Raw genomic sequence first — 14,738 nt, 5'->3', positions numbered from 1 at the left:
CGGCTGCCGGTGTCGTCAGGCGGCCGGCAGCGTCTTGCCGAACGAGATGCGTTCCTCGACGCGATAGCCGAGCGCCGCATAGAAGCGGCACGCATCGTCGTTGCCGGGCAGCACCTGGAGATTGATCTTCAGGCAGCCGCGCGCGGCGAGCGCGCGTTCCGCATGCGCGATCAGCGCGCGGCCGATGCCGAGTCGCCGCGCGTCGTTCGACACACCGAACGAGTAGAGCCAGCCGCGATGTCCGTCGAAACCCGCCATCAGCGTGCCGACCACCCGCGCGCCGCAGGTCGCGACGAAGAACAGCTCCGGCTGCGTCGCGAGCTTCAGCGCGATCGATCGCAGCGGATCGCGGTGCGGCGGCGCGCCGGCTTCGTCGTACTGCGGGAATGCGTCGCGCCAGACGGCAAGCACGGCATCGGTGTCGGCGCGTTCGAACGGGCGGATGGCGACAGCATCGGCGGCGGCATCCATCGCGGCGGTCTCCTTAGAGCGTGTCGAGGATCGACCGCAGCATCGCCATCATCTGGTCGATTTCCTCGGTCGTCACGGTCAGCGCGGGCATGAAGCGCAGCAGGTTCGGGCGCGCCGCGTTCAGCAGCAGGCCGTCGGGCTGCATGTCGCGCGCCTTCTCGACGATTTGCGGGCCGATATCCTTGCCGAGCAGCAGCGCGCGCAGCAGGCCCTCGCCGCGTTCGCCCTCGAAGCCGCGCTCCTCCGACAGTTCGAGCAGCTTGCGCTTCAGGTATTCGCCGCGCGCCCGCACGCCTTCGAGGAAGCCGGGGGCGACGAGTTGCGAGATCACCGAATAGCCGGCTGCCGTCATCAGCGGGTTGCCGTTGTACGTGCCGCCCTGGTCGCCGGCCTCGAATACCGCGACGTCGGCCTTCGACAGCAGCGCCGCGAGCGGCACGCCGCTGCCGATACCCTTGCCGAGCGTCATGATGTCCGGCTCGATGTCGGACAGCTCGTACGCGAACAGCGTGCCCGCGCGGCCGCAGCCGCTCTGCACTTCGTCGACGATCAGCAGCAGGTTGTGCTGCTTCGTCAGCGCGCGCAGCTCGCGCATGAACTCGCGCGTCGCCGGGATCACGCCGCCTTCGCCCTGGATCGGCTCGAGCATCACCGCGACAGTCTTGTCGGTGATCAGCTTCTCGACCGAGTTGATGTTGTTCAGTTCGGCCTTCGGGAAGCCTGGCACCTGCGGCGCGTAGATCGTGTCCCAGCCCGGCTTGCCGCTGGCCGACATCGTCGCGAGCGTGCGGCCGTGGAAGCTGTGGTCGAACGTGATGATCTCGTACGCGCCGTTCCTGAACTTGCGGCCCCACTTGCGGGCGAGCTTGATCGCGCCTTCGTTGGCCTCGGCGCCGCTGTTCGTGAAGAACACCTTGTCGAATACGCTGTGCTGCGTGAGCAGCGCCGCGAGCTTCGCCATCGGCTCGTTGTAGAACGCCGGCGACGGGTTCAGCAGCTTTTCCGCCTGGCTCTTCAGCGCGTCCACCACGCCGTCGTTGCAGTGGCCGAGGCTGTTGACGGCCCAACCCTGGATGAAGTCCAGATAGCGCTTGCCCGTGTGATCGTAGAGCCACGAACCCTTGCCGTGCGTAAACACGATGTCGGGGCGGTTCGTGATGTACATCAGCGAGTCGATCGGGTAATCGTTCAGGGGCATGGCAGCAGACTCCAGCGGGCGTTGAAAGGGAAACGGGCAATAAAAAAGCCACGGAAGGCCGTGGCTGGTGGATCGAACAGCTTGTGCGTAACCGGTGAAGCGGAGGAGGGTTACGCGCGAGTCCGTGACGAGCCGGCGGCATCCGGGCGGAGCGGCGAGCGGCGACGTCGGAGAGCGGACAGGAAGCGGTTCATGTGCGCAAGCATAAGGCATCCCGCGCCCCACTGTAAACCGCCGCGATGCCACGGATGTGACACGGCGGTGCGCAGCGGGAAGCGCGGGCGCGCCCGGTGCTCAGACCGGATGCGCGAGATCGGCGGCGCTCGTGAACGAGTCCGCGTAGAACTCGTCGGCCGGCAGCGCGTGGTGTTGCGTGAAATCGCGCTGCGCGGATTCGACCATCACCGGCGCGCCGCATGCGTACACCTGATAGCCCGACAGATCGGGCAGATCTTCGATCACCGCGCGGTGGACGAAGCCGGTGCGGCCGGTCCACTGGTCGGCGTCGTCCGGCTCGGACAGCACCGGCACGTACTTGAAGTTCGGGATCTCGCGCGCCCATTGCTCGGCGAGTTCGCCGAGGTAGATGTCCTTCTTGCGGCGAGCGCCCCAGTAGAGCGTCATCGGGCGCGTGATGCCCGTGTGCTTCACGTGCTCGATGATCGCCTTGATCGGCGCGAAGCCGGTGCCCGACGCGAGCAGCACGATCGGCTTGTCGGAATCCTCGCGCAGGAAGAACGTGCCGAGCGGGCCTTCGAAGCGCAGGATGTCGCGCTCCTTCATCGCGCCGAACACGTGATCGGTGAACTTCCCGCCCGGCATGTGGCGGATGTGCAGCTCGACCGGGCCTTCCTCGTGCGGCGCGTTCGCCATCGAGTAGCTGCGGCGCGAGCCGTCCTTCAGGATGAACTCGACGTACTGGCCCGCGAGGTATTGCAGGCGTTCGTTGGCGGGCAGCTGCAGCTTCACGACCATCACGTCGTCGGCACGGCGCTCGAGCGCGGCGATTCGGCACGGCAGCTTCTTCACCTGCACGCCGTCGACGCCGGCGATCTCACGCACGTCGATCTCGAGGTCGCATTGCGCCTTCGAGCAGCACAGCAGCGCGAGGCCGCGCGTGCGCTCGTCGTTGGACAGCGCGGACGCGGCGTGCGGGCCCTGTTCGATCTGGCCCGACACGATCTGGCCCTTGCAGGAGCCGCACGCGCCGTTCTTGCACCCGTACGGCAGATGGACGTTCTGGCGCAGCGCCGCCGCCAGCACGGTTTCGTCCGACTCGACCTGGAACTGCCGGCCGCTTTGCTTGAGAGTAACGTTGAATGCCATAGAACCAAATAGAACAAAATGTGGGAACCGTGCATGTCGCGCACGGCAGCTACAATGCAAACCCGTTGCGCGCCGCGCAACGGTGGCTACTGATTTCGCAACCAACATGATCGCGACTCGAATCCTGCGCCGCCCGCGCGCACTGATCGTCGGCTGCGGCGACGTCGGCCTGCGCTGCGTCGCGCAATGGCGCGCCGCGCGCCGCGACCTGCGCATCGTCGCGCTGACGAGCCATCCGGGCCGCTGCGACGAATTGCGCGCGGCAGGCGCGACGCCGATCGTCGGCAACCTCGATCGCCGGGCGACACTCGGAAGGATTGCCGGGCTCGCCCGCACGATCCTGCATCTCGCGCCGCCGCAATCCGACGGCAGTGACGATCGCCGCACCCGTGCGCTGATCGCCGCATTGTCCGTGCCTGCGCGGCGACCCGCCGCACCGTCGGTGTCCGCGGTCGGCCGGCTTCGCACACTGCGCGTTGCGACCCGACAGGCCGGCGCGCCCGGTCGGGCAGCGCGTATTGTACCCGACGCCCTTCGCGCACCGACGCTCGTCTACGCCAGCACGACGGGCGTCTACGGCGATTGCGGCGGGGCGCGAATCGACGAAACGCAGCCGCTGCGCCCGGCGAATCCGCGCGCGTTCCGGCGCGTGTCGGCCGAGCGTCAGCTGCGGGCGGCGACGGTGCGCGGCGCACTGTCCGCGCGCATCGTGCGCATTCCCGGCATCTACGCGGCGAACCGGCTGCCGCTCGCGCGGCTCGAGCGCGGCACGCCTGCGCTCGATGCGGCCGACGACGTCTACACGAATCACATCCACGCGGACGATCTCGCGACGATCCTGCGCCGAGCGGCCGTGCGCGGCAAGCCGGCGCGCGCCGTGCACGCGTCGGACGACAGCGAACTGCGGATGGGAGAGTATTTCGACGGGGTCGCGCGGGTGTTCGGCCTGCCGCCGCCGCCGCGCATCAGCCGCGCGAACGCCGAGCATCAGCTCGAGCCGATGCTGCTGTCGTTCATGCGCGAGTCGCGGCGCCTGTCCAATGCACGCCTCAAGACCGAATTGTGCGTGACGTTGCGCTACCCGACCGTAGACGAATTCCTTCAAACGCTCGCGCCGCGCGACGCGTCAGGTCAGCGCCGGTAACGCCTCGATCAGCAGGAAGCACAGCAACGCGCCGATCAGCGCGCCGATCAGGTTCGGATGATATTTGTGCTTCCTGTGCATTGTGGCCAGCAGTGCGCCGATCACGATGGCGCCCACGACCGCGAACGCGATCATCACGTACGACAGTTCCAACGAATGATTGATGTTCATGATGTCTCCCCCTGCATCGCTGCTCGTACAGCTTGTGATTTCAGTATAGCGGGGGTTCGTGCGGCCGCGATGCGGCTGGACATCGAACGGTCGTGCGGATTTTCCCTTAGAGGGTTTTGACGGAATCGCGCAGCGCTGAAAGCTCGCCTTCCCCGAGCCAGCGCCACGCGCCGGGCACCAGGTCGTCCGGCAGCGTGAAGCCGCCGATGCTTTCGCGGTGCAGCGCCTCGACGCGGTTGCTCGCCGCGGCGACCATGCGTTTCACCTGATGATATTTGCCTTCGAGGACGGTCAGCGCGAGCGCGTGCGTGTCGCGCGCGTGGGCGGCGACCGCCGCGATCGGCTTCGGCTCGCCGTGGAGCTGCACGCCGGCGCGCAGCGCGTTCAGCTGGGTGTCGTCGAGCGGGTGGCGCACGGTCGCGACGTAGGTCTTCGGCACCTTGCGCTTCGGCGACGTGTAGGCGTGCACGAACTGGCCGTCGTCGGACAGCAGCAGCAGGCCCGTCGTGTCCTGGTCCAGGCGGCCGACGCACTGCACGCCGCGTGCGACGAGCGGCGCGGGCAGCAGGCTGAATACGCTCGCGTGGTGTTGCGGGTCCCGCGAACACTCGTAGCCGGCCGGCTTGTTGAGCGCGAGATACGCGCGGGCGTGGAACGGCCATGCGGTGTCGTCGACCGTGAATACGAGGCCGTCGGTGTCGAACGACGCGTCGGGGTCGGTCGCGCTCGCGCCCGCGACGGTGACGCGGCCCGTTTCGATCAGGCCGCGGCACTGGCGGCGCGAGCCGAAGCCCTGCGTGTAGAGAATGCTTTCGAGATCCATAGCGCGCGCATTCTATCAAGCGGCGTGCCGGCACCGGCACGAACGCGCTCGCGCTGGTAAGCTCCCGGAGCGCTGCGCGCGTTCATTCTTCACGGAAAGTCCATGCCATTCGATTCGCTGCTGTTCGGCCGGAAGGCCGCCGCCATCGTGCTGGCCGCAACGGTTTCGTCGGCCGCATTCGCGCATGCGCACGTCGCGAGCAGCGACCCGGCCGCGAACGCGGCGCTGGCCGCCGCGCCGGCCGCGGTCACGATCGCGTTCACCGAGCCGCTGGAGCCGGCATTCAGCTCGATCATCGTCGTCGACGGCGCAGGCAAGCCGGTGTCCGACGGCCAGGCGAAGATCGACGCCGCGAACCGCAAGCGCATGACGGTGCCGCTCACCGCGCTCGGCGCGGGCACCTATACGGTGAAATGGGTGGCCGTCGCGGCCGACGGGCATCGTACGCAAGGGTTGTACGGCTTCAGCGTGAAGTAGTGCCACTGTGGCGGCAGGCCCGTGCCAGGGCTGCCGTCGTCTTCATCCGACCCGGAGGTTGCCGCATGAATCCAACGACGCTCGATGCACTCGCCGATTTTCCCCGCCAGCTCGAAGCCCATTTCGCCGCCGTGCCCGACGGCTACGCGCGCTGGACCCCCGACGACTGGAGCGGAATCCCGAGCGAGCACTTCTCGCCGCTCGGGCAGCTCTGCCACGTGCGCGACATCGAGATCGACGGCTATCACGTGCGGCTGCGGCGGATGCTCGAAGAAGATCATCCGCTGCTCGTGTCGGTCGACGGCGACGCGCTTGCGATCGAACGCCGCTACGACGCCGCCTACGCCTCCGATGTGCTCGCGGCGATTCGCGACGCCCGGCGCGAGACGCTCGACCTCGTGGCGCGCATCACGCCCGCGCAGTTCGCCCGCACCGGCGAGTTCGAAGGCCACGGCGCGCTGACCGTGCGCGGCCTCCTGCACTACCTGTGCAGCCACGACCAGCAGCATCTGGCCGGCATGCAGTGGCTGCTCGGCAAGATCGACGCGGTGCTGTACGCACGCTGACGCGTGCGGCCCGGTGGCCGGGCATCGTGTCGCGTCGAGCAGATCGTGCGGCCGTTGTCGGTGCGGCAGCCCACCATTCCGGCCGAATGATTGGATCGTTTTTCTGGATAATTCATCCAGCCGTGCCCGGCTGACCGTCGCGGCGTGCGTGCCTACACTCCTAGCTTCATTCAACGCTAAAAGGAGTCAACCGTGGCGACTCACACGCTCGCAGACAAGGTCGTCCTGATCGCAGGCGGCGCCAAGAATCTCGGTGGCCTGATCGCCCGGGACCTGGCCGGCCACGGCGCGAAGGCGGTGGCGATTCACTACAACAGCGCGGCGTCGCAGGCGCAGGCCGAAGAGACGGCTGCCGCGGTGCGCGCGGCCGGCGCGCAAGCCGCGACGTTCCAGGCCGACCTGACGACGGCCGCCGCGGTCGAGAAGCTGTTCGACGACGCGAAGCAGCGCTTCGGCAAGATCGACATCGCGATCAATACCGTCGGCAAGGTGCTGAAGAAGCCGTTCACCGAAATCTCCGAGGCCGAATACGACGAGATGTTCGCGGTGAACAGCAAGTCGGCATTCTTCTTCATCAAGGAGGCAGGGCGGCACCTCGAGGATCACGGCAAGCTCGTCACGCTCGTGACGTCGCTGCTCGGCGCGTTCACGCCGTTCTATGCGGCCTACGAAGGGTCGAAGGCGCCGGTCGAGCACTTCACGCGCGCCGCGTCGAAGGAGTACGGCGCGCGCGGCATCTCGGTGACGGCGGTCGGGCCGGGTCCGATGGACACGCCGTTCTTCTATCCGGCCGAAGGCGCCGACGCGGTCGCGTATCACAAGACGGCAGCCGCGCTGTCGCCGTTCAGCAAGACGGGCCTTACCGACATCGAGGACGTCGTGCCGTTCATCCGCCATCTCGTGACCGACGGCTGGTGGATCACCGGCCAGACGATCCTGATCAACGGCGGCTATACGACCAAGTAACGGGCCGCGCCGGCGGTCGTCGCGTGCGCGCGGCGACCCGCAATGGACCGTTTGCATGGACAATGGACGGGCGCGCGGGCACGAAGCCGCGCGCCCGCTTTTCCTGTGCCGCCGAACTCGGCCGCGCCATGCGACGGGTGCCGGCGACGGTCGTCCGAATCTACGTTTTGCTCCGATGGACAAGCTGGACCAGGTCAGAATCTTCCTTCAGGTTGCCGAGATGGGCAGCTTCATCAAGGCCGCGCATGCGCTCGACGTGCCGCGCGCGACCGTGTCGGCCGCTGTCCAGCAGCTCGAGACGGCGCTCGGCACGCGCCTGTTGCACCGCACGACGCGGCAGGTTCAGCTGACCGCCGACGGCGCGCTGCTGCTCGAGCGCGGCCGGCGCCTGCTCGCGGAAGCCGACGAACTCGACCGGCTGTTCCGGCGTCGCGATCGCGACGTGGTCGGGCGGCTGAACGTCGATGCGCCGAGCCGGATCGCGCGCCGCGTGATCGCGCCGGCACTGCCGTCGCTGTTTCGCCGCTACCCGAAGCTGCAACTGTCGCTCGGCTCGACGGACCGCACGATCGATCTCGTGCAGGAGGGCGTCGACTGCGCGATCCGGGTCGGACGGCTCGCGGACAGCAGCCTCGTCGTGCGGCCGCTCGGGCAGTTCGCGCTGATCAACTGCGCGAGCCCCGACTATCTGCGCGAATGCGGCGTGCCCGAGCATCCGGATGCGCTCGCGCACGGACACTGGGCGATCGGCTATGCGTCGCCGACGACCGGGCGCGAACTCGGCTGGGAATACTGCGCGGACGGCGGCCAGCACACGCTGGCGCTGCCGAGCCGCGTGATCGTCAACAACGCCGAAACCTATATCGCGAGCTGCATCGCCGGGATGGGGCTGATCCAGATTCCGCGCTTCGACGTCGTGCACCTGCTCGACAGCGGTGCGCTGGTCGAGGTGATGCCGGGCCATCGCGCCGCGCCGATGGACGTGTCGGCCGTGTATCCGCATCGCCGGCACCGGTCGCGGCGGCTCAACGCGTTCATCGAGTGGTTCGGGGAGTTGATGGCGAATGCGCTGAGCGACACGGGCGCGCCCGCGCGCGGCGACTGAAAAGGGCGCTGCGCTCGCCTGCGCCGACCGCGATCGGCAGGTGTGAGCGACCGTCGACGGGTGTCGCGGCCGCGGCGTGCGGGTTCAGCCGGGCCGCGCGGCGAACTGCCGGCTGCGCCCGGTGGCCCGCACCGCGTCGATCAGCGCGGCTGCCGTACCGTCGGGCTTCGATGCGAACGCATGAAAGCGCGCGGCCGGCAATGCCGGCAGGCCGTCGTCGGGCCCGCATGCGCGCAGGCCGTCGCGCAACTGGCTGCGCGCGAGCGCCGTGACCGCGAAGCCGGCGAGCGCGGCCGATATGCACCCGGCCATGCTGCCGCTTTCGAACAGCACGCGAAACGGCCGCAGCGCGGCGGCGAGCGCGGACACCGCGGCTTCCCGATACACGCACGGCTCCGGAAACAGCGCGAGCGGCACGTCGCCTTCGGCGTCGAGCGCCGTATCCGACGCGAACGCCCACACGAGCGGTTCTTCCCACAGCAGTTCGCCCGCTGCGTCGACCTGCCGGCATTGCTTGCCGAACACGACGTCGAGCCGGCCCAGCGCTTGCTCGCGCAACAACGACGCGGTGATCCCGACCTTCAGCTCGATCGACGTGCGCGGATGGTTGTCGCGGAACGTGCGCAATACCTGCGGCAGCCACGTGCCCGCGAAGTCCTCCGACGCGCCGACGCGCAGCCGGCCATGCGCGGGCGCGCCGCGCAGCCGGGCACGCACCTCGCGCTCCATGTCGACGATGTTGCGCGCGTACGCGTACAGCGTGTCGCCGGCCGGCGTGAGCGCGACGCGGCGCGTGGTGCGCGCGAGCAGCACCGTGCCGGCCGCCTGTTCGAGCCGCTTGATGTGGCCGCTGACCGCGGACGGCGTCAGCGCGAGGCGCTCCGCCGCTGGCGCGAAGCCGCGGCTGTCGACGACTTCGAGGAAGGTGCGCAACAGCGCGATGTCGAGCGCGGTCGATGCGCGATCGGTCGGCGATTCCATAGGTCGATTCAACGCGATATTCAAAGAATGGATCATGATACGCCGCGAATCATGATGAGAGGCGGCTCTACCATCGACCTTCAAACCGACCCGCCGGAGTACACGATGACCGCTTATCGATTTGCGACGACCGCGTCGCTCGAACTCGCCTATCTCGAATGGAATCCGCGCGGCGAACGCGTGGCCGTGTTGCTGCATGGCTGGCCGGACAGCCCGGTCGGCTGGGAGACGGTGGCGCAAACGCTGGCTGTCCGCGGCTACCGCGTACTGGCGCCTGCGCTGCGCGGCTTCGCGCCGACCCGTTTTCGCGACGCGACGGTGCCGCGCAGCGGCCAGCTCGCGGCGCTCGGGCGCGACGTGCTGGAATTCGTCGACGTGCTCGGCCTCGAGCGGCCCGTGCTGGTCGGACACGACTGGGGCGCCCGCGCGGTCGCGAACGCATGCGGGCTGCGCGACGGCGTCGCGTCGCACCTGGTGATGCTGTCGGTCGGCTACGGCACCAACGATCCCGCGCAGCCGCTGTCGCTGCAGCAGGCGCGCAATTACTGGTATCACTGGTTCATGGCGACGCCGCGCGGCGAGCAGGCGTTGCGCGACGACCGTCGCGCGTTCGCGCGCCTGATGTGGGATACGTGGTCGCCGCCGGGCTGGTACCGCGATGCGGAATTCGACGCGGCTGCCACGGCGTTCGACGGACCCGACTGGATCGACGTCGTGCTGCATTCGTACCGGCAGCGGTGGGGCTTCGCGCCCGGCACGCCGGCCTATGCGGACGACGACGCGCGGCTGAACCCGGCGCCGCGGCTGTCGGTGCCGACGCTCGTGCTGCATGGCGGCGCGGATGCCTGCAATCACCCGGACGGCTCGGCCGGGCGCGAGCGGTTCTTCACGGGGCGTTGCGCGCGACAGGTGCTGGACGGGGTGGGGCACTTTCCGCAGCGGGAGGCGCCGGCGGCGGTCGCGAAGGCAATCCTCGGGTTCTGCGAGCGCGACTGACGCGCGCCGGCCGGCCCGGCGCGAGGCGTGATCAGCTGCCGACGCGGGGCGCAAGCAGGTCGGCGAGTCCGATGTTGCGGAACATCTCGCGGCGAATGCGATCGCCGACGCGGAACACTTCTTCCGCGCCGTCCTGCGACGGATCGACGAACACGCGGTACGGGCGCTTGCCTGACGGCGCGGCGATGATGTCGACGATCGCCGTCGCGACGGTAGCGGCATCGGCGTCCGCGGGCTCGAGTGCGGCGAGGCCTTGCAACGCCTGCTCGGCGACCCTCGCGTAGGGGCCGTCGTCGTACGCGGCCTGCACCACCGTGTCGGCCGGCTTGCCCGCGTGGGCGAAGTGGTTCGTGCCGTGGGTGAACGCGCCCGGCACGACGATCGAGGTTTCGATGCCCCAGCGCGCGAGCTCGGCCGCATAGGACACCGCGAGCGAATCCATCGCGGCCTTCGCGGCGAAGTAGGGTGCGAGGAACGGCGGCGTGCCGCCGCGCGCCGACGAGGACGACACCCACACCAGCAGGCCGCGGCCCCGGCTGCGCAGGTGCGGCAGCACGGCCCGGTTCACGCGCTGCGTCGACACGACGTTGATGTCGTAGAGCTGCGCCAGCTGATCGGGCGTGAACGCTTCCGCCGGGCCGAACACCATGTGGCCGGCATTGTGGACGACGACGTCGAGGCGGCCGTTGTCCGCGATCACGCGCTCGATCGCAGCGGCGACGGATGCGTCGTCGCCGACGTCGAGTTCGACGGTGCGCAGGTCGACGCCGTGCTCGCGTGCGTAGTCGGCGATGGCGGCGACGCGCGGCGCATTGCGGCCGGCGCTCTCGCGCATCGACGCGTAGACCGTATGGCCGGCGCGGGCGAGTGCCTGGGCCGTCAGCAGGCCGAAGCCGCTGGACGCACCGGTGACGAGAATGACTTCCTTCATGATCGATCTCCTGCAAGCGGGTGGGGGCGGGCCGTGGCGGGCGGCCCTTGTGCGGTGTGCGCGGTTCCTGCGTCGGTCAGCACATGCCGCCGTTGGCGCGCAGGATCTGGCCGTTGACCCACGCGCCGTCGGGGCCGGCGAGGAACGCGACGACGCCGGCGATGTCCGCGGGCTGGCCCAGCCGCTCGAGCGGGTTCATCTTCGCCAGGCGATCGACCTGCTCGGGGCTCTTGCCCTGCAGGAACAGCTCGGTCGCGACCGGCCCCGGCGCGACGGCGTTCACGCTGATGCCGCGGCCGCGCATTTCCTGCGCGAGGACCTGCGTCAGTCCCTCGACGGCTGCCTTGGTCGCGACGTACACGCCGTAGGTGGGCAGACGCACGCCCACCATCGTCGACGACAGGTTGACGATGCGGCCGCCGCTGCGCACGCGCTTTGCCGCCTCGCGGCTGACGTTGAAGGTGCCTTTGAGGTTGATCGCGACGGTCTGGTCGAACGTGGTGTCGTCGTAGTCGGCGATCGCCCCGAGCTTCATGACACCCGCGCTGTTGACGACCACGTCGATGCGCCCGAACGCCTGCTCGGCCGCATCGAACAGCGCGGTCACCGCCGCCGGGTCGGCGATGTCCGCCTGTACCGCGATGGCCTCGCCGCCGTCGGCGGCGATCGCGTCGACCACTTCGCGCGCCGGGCCGGCGCCACCGGCGTAGTTCACGACGACCTGGAAGCCGTCCCGGGCGAGGCGGCGAGCGATTTCCGCGCCGATGCCGCGCGACGAGCCCGTGACGAGGGCGACCTGTTTCGATGCGTTCATGTCCTGCTCCTTGGTTCGTGAGGGCCGGGCGATCCGGCGACAGGACTAATGTAGGCTTCCTCGATAAATAAAAATAATGAATAATGATCAGATCAAGAATGACTGAAAGTATGTCTCATGGCGTTCGACAGCAGGCTCCTCAGCGGTATCGGTGTGCTCTCGGCGGTGATCGAGGCCGGTACCTTCGCGCGCGCGGGCGAGGCGATGGGGTTGACGCAGCCGGCGGTGAGCCGCGCGGTCGCGCGGCTGGAAGAGCGCGTCGGCATCCGGATCTTCAACCGGACGGCGCGCGCGATCACGTTGACCGACGAAGGGCGGCGCTTCTACGAGGCGGTCGCGCCGCTGCTGGCCGGCATCGAGGAGGCGGCGGTCGACGCCGGCCGTTCCCGGGCGCGTGTCAGGGGACGGCTGCGGGTCAACGTGGACGGCACCTTCGGCCACTACGTGCTGGCGCCGAGGATGGCCGAATTCCTCGACTGCTTCCCCGAGCTGTCCGTCGAGATCAGCGTGCGCGACCGGATGGGCGACCTCGTCGCCGACGGGTTCGACGTGGCGGTGCGTTTCGGCATTCCGGAGCCGTCGTCATACCGTGCGCGGCTGCTGCTGGAGACGCACGTGCTCACCTGCGCGTCGGCGGCCTATGTCGCGCGTCACGGCGAGCCGCGGCACCCGCGGGATCTCGCGGACGGGCACCGCTGCGTGCTGATTCGCGATCCGGTGACGGGCCGGCCGTACGGATGGGAATTCCATCGCGGCGACGAGGTGGTGCCGTTCGACGCCACCGGCCGGCTGACGGTCAACGATACGGGGGCGCTGCTCGGCGCATGCGTTGGCGGAGAGGGCGTTGCGCAGCTGCTGGAACTCTATGCGAGGGACATCCTTGCCGAAGGGCGGCTGGTGCAGCTGCTGCCGGAATGGGCGGACGAGACATTCCCGCTCTATGCGTATCACCACGCGTCGAATCTCGTTTCCGCCAAGGTGCGCGTGTTTCTCGACTTCGTGCGGGAATTGACGGGCTGAGCGTGTACGGCGCAAGGCGGCCGTTCATTCGGTGCGATGCGGGATGTTGTCGGGGAAGGGATAGGGCGCATGCGGCCCAGGCCAGTCGGGCACGGGCGGTGCGGTCAGCACGTCGCATCCGCCGAGCGCGAGGACGAGCACCGCCGCGAGCGCGCCGCGGCAGAGCGCGGATGACATCGTGCGCATCGACATGGCCTGCCTCCGTGCCGCGCATTCATCATGATGCTTGGACCGCCGGAGGGCGGCACGCGTTGCGGCGTACGGCCGAAAAACAAAAAACCCGCGAAGCAGCGAGCTTGCGCGGGTTTCGAGTGCAGCGCATGACGCTGCGAAATGCTGGTGCCCAGGGCCGGACTCTAGGAATCGAACCGTGGGCCTCAAAGCCTTATCCGGTGAGCGCGCCTAGGCGTAGCTTCATAGGATGTGGTAACCACGGAAGTTACCACAGAAACACGCCCTAAACTGCCGGGATGCCTTGCTGGATAAGGCTTTGAAGGAATTCGATGGTGCCCAGGGCCGGAATCGAACCGGCACGCCTTGCGGCGGGGGATTTTGAGTCCCCTGACTTTGAGGGCTGAGAGGCCCGCTGTACAATCCATTTCCAATATTCCGGCTGAATTACTGGGACAAATTGAGAAAAAATACGACGATCGAACGGGGGATCTACCAGCGCGGCCCGTTCTCATTCCAAGTCAAGCTGATGGTCGACGGCCATCGTATTGTCGGGACGTTTGATTCATTCGAAGAGGCTAGGGCGTTTCGCGACGCCAAGCGCGCGGCCTTGACGCTGGATCCGGATGCGAAGCGCCTGCTTGAGACTCGTGCGAAGCGCAGCGACGTGAAGGCAGCGACGCTGTCGACGATCCTCGATCGGTACAACAAGGAGATTTCGTCGAAGAAGAAGTCGTCGGACTCGGAAGCTCACAAGATCGCGCGCATTCAGCGCAGCAGCCTGGCGAAGAAAAGCCTGTACCGGATCACGCCGGAAGACATCCTCGCCTTTTTGAATGGGCTGCGCCGAGAGCAGCAGGGGCCGATGATTGGCGCTCCGCTGTCGGAATCCACGAAACGTAAGCTGGCCGCACTTTTGTCGCACGTGTTCACCATCGCGCGAAAGCGGTGGCGGATGGATGTGAAAAACCCGGTCATCGAGATCGAACTGCCGCGTGCCGGGCGATCCCGCAGCCGTCGGCTGGAGGACGGTGAAGAGGCGCGGTTGCTGGCGGAGCTTGCGAAGGCACGGAGAGCAACTGTTGTTGTGCCGTTGGTTGGATTGGCTATCGAAACGGCTATGCGGCAAGGGGAGCTTCTTGCTCTGACCTGGTCCGATGTGAGAATCGTCGGTGACCATGGAACAGCCATGCTCCACGACACGAAGAACGGCGACGGTCGGATAGTACCGCTGACGGCTACCGCCTGTGCCATCTTGGGAGCTATGCCGCGCCCTCTCAAGGGCGGGCCGGTTTTCCCGATCAAGACATCCGAGCTACGTTCGGCATGGGAGAACGCGTGCGAGCGGGCTCAGATCGAAGGGCTCCGCTTCCACGATCTCAGGCACGAGGCTACTAGCCGCTTGTTCGAGCTCGGCTTGGATCGGATCGAGGCTGCGTCGATCACCGGACACAAGACGCTGCAAATGTTGAAGGATTACACCCATCTTCGTGCCGAGGGCCTCGCGCGTAAGTTGAACTTGGCGAAGCGGTTGGCGCCGGCGAGCGGTACCGCGTGACCGGGCGGGTGATAGGAGCT

General features: G+C 68.0%; 17 protein-coding genes. 8 read left to right on the top strand and 9 right to left on the bottom strand.

What is annotated here, in order from left to right; genetic code table 11:
• Nucleotides 1-15: 15 nt before the first annotated feature.
• The 3 genes from LMA02_RS12830 to LMA02_RS12820 all read right to left on the bottom strand — a co-directional run bounded on the left by LMA02_RS12830 (nucleotide 16) and on the right by LMA02_RS12820 (nucleotide 2,995).
• A complete protein-coding gene (locus LMA02_RS12830) occupies nucleotides 16-471 on the bottom strand; it encodes a GNAT family acetyltransferase (protein ID WP_228905325.1) in 456 nt (151 codons plus the stop codon).
• A 13-nt stretch (nucleotides 472-484) separates the two neighbouring features.
• The gene (locus LMA02_RS12825) at nucleotides 485-1,669 is read right to left on the bottom strand and encodes an acetylornithine transaminase (RefSeq protein WP_228905323.1); all 1,185 of its coding nucleotides are present in this window, start codon (nucleotides 1,667-1,669) and stop codon (nucleotides 485-487) included.
• A gap of 294 nt (nucleotides 1,670-1,963) precedes the next feature.
• Entirely contained in the window at nucleotides 1,964-2,995 is a 1,032-nt protein-coding gene (locus tag LMA02_RS12820) for a CDP-6-deoxy-delta-3,4-glucoseen reductase (RefSeq protein WP_105787558.1), read from the bottom strand.
• A gap of 106 nt (nucleotides 2,996-3,101) precedes the next feature.
• Between LMA02_RS12820 and LMA02_RS12815 the strand changes: the two genes are divergently transcribed.
• Complete coding sequence (locus LMA02_RS12815) at nucleotides 3,102-4,139, top strand: NAD-dependent epimerase/dehydratase family protein (RefSeq protein ID WP_228907635.1); 1,038 nt, start codon at nucleotides 3,102-3,104, stop codon at nucleotides 4,137-4,139.
• Here LMA02_RS12815 and LMA02_RS12810 read toward each other — a convergent pair.
• Both LMA02_RS12810 and LMA02_RS12805 read right to left on the bottom strand, forming a co-directional pair.
• Nucleotides 4,122-4,310, bottom strand: coding sequence for a hypothetical protein (locus LMA02_RS12810; protein ID WP_166722891.1), 189 nt, complete (start codon nucleotides 4,308-4,310; stop codon nucleotides 4,122-4,124). The genes LMA02_RS12815 and LMA02_RS12810 overlap by 18 nt on opposite strands.
• A 106-nt stretch (nucleotides 4,311-4,416) precedes the next feature.
• On the bottom strand, nucleotides 4,417-5,133 hold the full coding sequence (locus LMA02_RS12805) for a pseudouridine synthase (protein ID WP_228905321.1): 717 nt from the start codon (nucleotides 5,131-5,133) through the stop codon (nucleotides 4,417-4,419).
• Nucleotides 5,134-5,235: 102 nt separating this feature from the next.
• On the opposite strand from LMA02_RS12805, the gene copC reads away from it, so the two are divergent.
• From copC to LMA02_RS12785, 4 genes are all read left to right on the top strand, one after another.
• Nucleotides 5,236-5,610 (top strand): copper homeostasis periplasmic binding protein CopC, encoded by a 375-nt coding sequence (copC, locus tag LMA02_RS12800; RefSeq protein WP_228905319.1) that lies wholly within the window; start codon nucleotides 5,236-5,238, stop codon nucleotides 5,608-5,610.
• 65 nt (nucleotides 5,611-5,675) lie between these two features.
• Nucleotides 5,676-6,176, top strand: coding sequence for a DinB family protein (locus tag LMA02_RS12795; RefSeq protein WP_228905316.1), 501 nt, complete (start codon nucleotides 5,676-5,678; stop codon nucleotides 6,174-6,176).
• 192 nt (nucleotides 6,177-6,368) lie between these two features.
• The gene (locus tag LMA02_RS12790) at nucleotides 6,369-7,142 is read left to right on the top strand and encodes an SDR family oxidoreductase (RefSeq protein WP_027785181.1); all 774 of its coding nucleotides are present in this window, start codon (nucleotides 6,369-6,371) and stop codon (nucleotides 7,140-7,142) included.
• A gap of 175 nt (nucleotides 7,143-7,317) precedes the next feature.
• Nucleotides 7,318-8,247, top strand: a complete 930-nt coding sequence (locus LMA02_RS12785) for a LysR family transcriptional regulator (RefSeq protein ID WP_228905314.1) — start codon at nucleotides 7,318-7,320, stop codon at nucleotides 8,245-8,247.
• Between the two features lie 84 nt (nucleotides 8,248-8,331).
• Here LMA02_RS12785 and LMA02_RS12780 read toward each other — a convergent pair whose 3' ends face one another.
• Complete coding sequence (locus LMA02_RS12780) at nucleotides 8,332-9,228, bottom strand: LysR family transcriptional regulator (protein WP_228905312.1); 897 nt, start codon at nucleotides 9,226-9,228, stop codon at nucleotides 8,332-8,334.
• 105 nt (nucleotides 9,229-9,333) lie between these two features.
• Between LMA02_RS12780 and LMA02_RS12775 the strand changes: the two genes are divergently transcribed.
• Nucleotides 9,334-10,224, top strand: coding sequence for an alpha/beta fold hydrolase (locus LMA02_RS12775; RefSeq protein WP_228905310.1), 891 nt, complete (start codon nucleotides 9,334-9,336; stop codon nucleotides 10,222-10,224).
• A gap of 31 nt (nucleotides 10,225-10,255) precedes the next feature.
• Here LMA02_RS12775 and LMA02_RS12770 read toward each other — a convergent pair whose 3' ends face one another.
• Together LMA02_RS12770 and LMA02_RS12765 are read right to left on the bottom strand one after the other, a co-directional pair.
• Complete coding sequence (locus LMA02_RS12770; RefSeq protein WP_228905303.1) at nucleotides 10,256-11,155, bottom strand: SDR family oxidoreductase; 900 nt, start codon at nucleotides 11,153-11,155, stop codon at nucleotides 10,256-10,258.
• A gap of 76 nt (nucleotides 11,156-11,231) precedes the next feature.
• Nucleotides 11,232-11,969: an SDR family oxidoreductase gene (locus LMA02_RS12765; protein WP_228905301.1), complete on the bottom strand. Its 738-nt coding sequence runs from the start codon at nucleotides 11,967-11,969 to the stop codon at nucleotides 11,232-11,234.
• Nucleotides 11,970-12,086: 117 nt separating this feature from the next.
• Here LMA02_RS12765 and LMA02_RS12760 point away from each other — a divergent pair, with 117 nt between their 5' ends.
• Nucleotides 12,087-12,989 carry a LysR family transcriptional regulator gene (locus LMA02_RS12760; protein WP_228905299.1) on the top strand — a complete coding sequence of 301 codons (903 nt, stop codon included), beginning with the start codon at nucleotides 12,087-12,089 and terminating at the stop codon, nucleotides 12,987-12,989.
• A gap of 24 nt (nucleotides 12,990-13,013) precedes the next feature.
• Here LMA02_RS12760 and LMA02_RS12755 read toward each other — a convergent pair whose 3' ends face one another.
• Complete coding sequence (locus LMA02_RS12755) at nucleotides 13,014-13,181, bottom strand: hypothetical protein (RefSeq protein WP_228905297.1); 168 nt, start codon at nucleotides 13,179-13,181, stop codon at nucleotides 13,014-13,016.
• A 439-nt stretch (nucleotides 13,182-13,620) separates the two neighbouring features.
• Here LMA02_RS12755 and LMA02_RS12750 point away from each other — a divergent pair, with 439 nt between their 5' ends.
• The gene (locus LMA02_RS12750; protein WP_228905295.1) at nucleotides 13,621-14,718 is read left to right on the top strand and encodes a site-specific integrase; all 1,098 of its coding nucleotides are present in this window, start codon (nucleotides 13,621-13,623) and stop codon (nucleotides 14,716-14,718) included.
• The last annotated feature ends 20 nt before the right edge of the window (nucleotides 14,719-14,738 follow it).

Source organism: Burkholderia sp. B21-005 (genome assembly GCF_020843965.1).
Taxonomy (GTDB): Bacteria; Pseudomonadota; Gammaproteobacteria; order Burkholderiales; family Burkholderiaceae; genus Burkholderia; species Burkholderia ambifaria.
Note: the sequence above shows the minus strand (reverse complement) of the source record. Positions and strands in the feature narration are given on the sequence as shown.

What these genes read in the sequence shown, in the direction of transcription:
- LMA02_RS12830 (WP_228905325.1), bottom strand. Translation starts at nt 471, where the DNA reads ATGGATGCCGCCGCCGATGCTGTCGCCATCCGCCCGTTCGAACGCGCC.
- LMA02_RS12825 (WP_228905323.1), bottom strand. Translation starts at nt 1,669, where the DNA reads ATGCCCCTGAACGATTACCCGATCGACTCGCTGATGTACATCACGAAC.
- LMA02_RS12820 (WP_105787558.1), bottom strand. Translation starts at nt 2,995, where the DNA reads ATGGCATTCAACGTTACTCTCAAGCAAAGCGGCCGGCAGTTCCAGGTC.
- LMA02_RS12815 (WP_228907635.1), top strand. Translation starts at nt 3,102, where the DNA reads ATGATCGCGACTCGAATCCTGCGCCGCCCGCGCGCACTGATCGTCGGC.
- LMA02_RS12810 (WP_166722891.1), bottom strand. Translation starts at nt 4,310, where the DNA reads ATGAACATCAATCATTCGTTGGAACTGTCGTACGTGATGATCGCGTTC.
- LMA02_RS12805 (WP_228905321.1), bottom strand. Translation starts at nt 5,133, where the DNA reads ATGGATCTCGAAAGCATTCTCTACACGCAGGGCTTCGGCTCGCGCCGC.
- copC (WP_228905319.1), top strand. Translation starts at nt 5,236, where the DNA reads ATGCCATTCGATTCGCTGCTGTTCGGCCGGAAGGCCGCCGCCATCGTG.
- LMA02_RS12795 (WP_228905316.1), top strand. Translation starts at nt 5,676, where the DNA reads ATGAATCCAACGACGCTCGATGCACTCGCCGATTTTCCCCGCCAGCTC.
- LMA02_RS12785 (WP_228905314.1), top strand. Translation starts at nt 7,318, where the DNA reads ATGGACAAGCTGGACCAGGTCAGAATCTTCCTTCAGGTTGCCGAGATG.
- LMA02_RS12780 (WP_228905312.1), bottom strand. Translation starts at nt 9,228, where the DNA reads ATGGAATCGCCGACCGATCGCGCATCGACCGCGCTCGACATCGCGCTG.
- LMA02_RS12775 (WP_228905310.1), top strand. Translation starts at nt 9,334, where the DNA reads ATGACCGCTTATCGATTTGCGACGACCGCGTCGCTCGAACTCGCCTAT.
- LMA02_RS12770 (WP_228905303.1), bottom strand. Translation starts at nt 11,155, where the DNA reads ATGAAGGAAGTCATTCTCGTCACCGGTGCGTCCAGCGGCTTCGGCCTG.
- LMA02_RS12765 (WP_228905301.1), bottom strand. Translation starts at nt 11,969, where the DNA reads ATGAACGCATCGAAACAGGTCGCCCTCGTCACGGGCTCGTCGCGCGGC.
- LMA02_RS12760 (WP_228905299.1), top strand. Translation starts at nt 12,087, where the DNA reads ATGGCGTTCGACAGCAGGCTCCTCAGCGGTATCGGTGTGCTCTCGGCG.
- LMA02_RS12755 (WP_228905297.1), bottom strand. Translation starts at nt 13,181, where the DNA reads ATGTCGATGCGCACGATGTCATCCGCGCTCTGCCGCGGCGCGCTCGCG.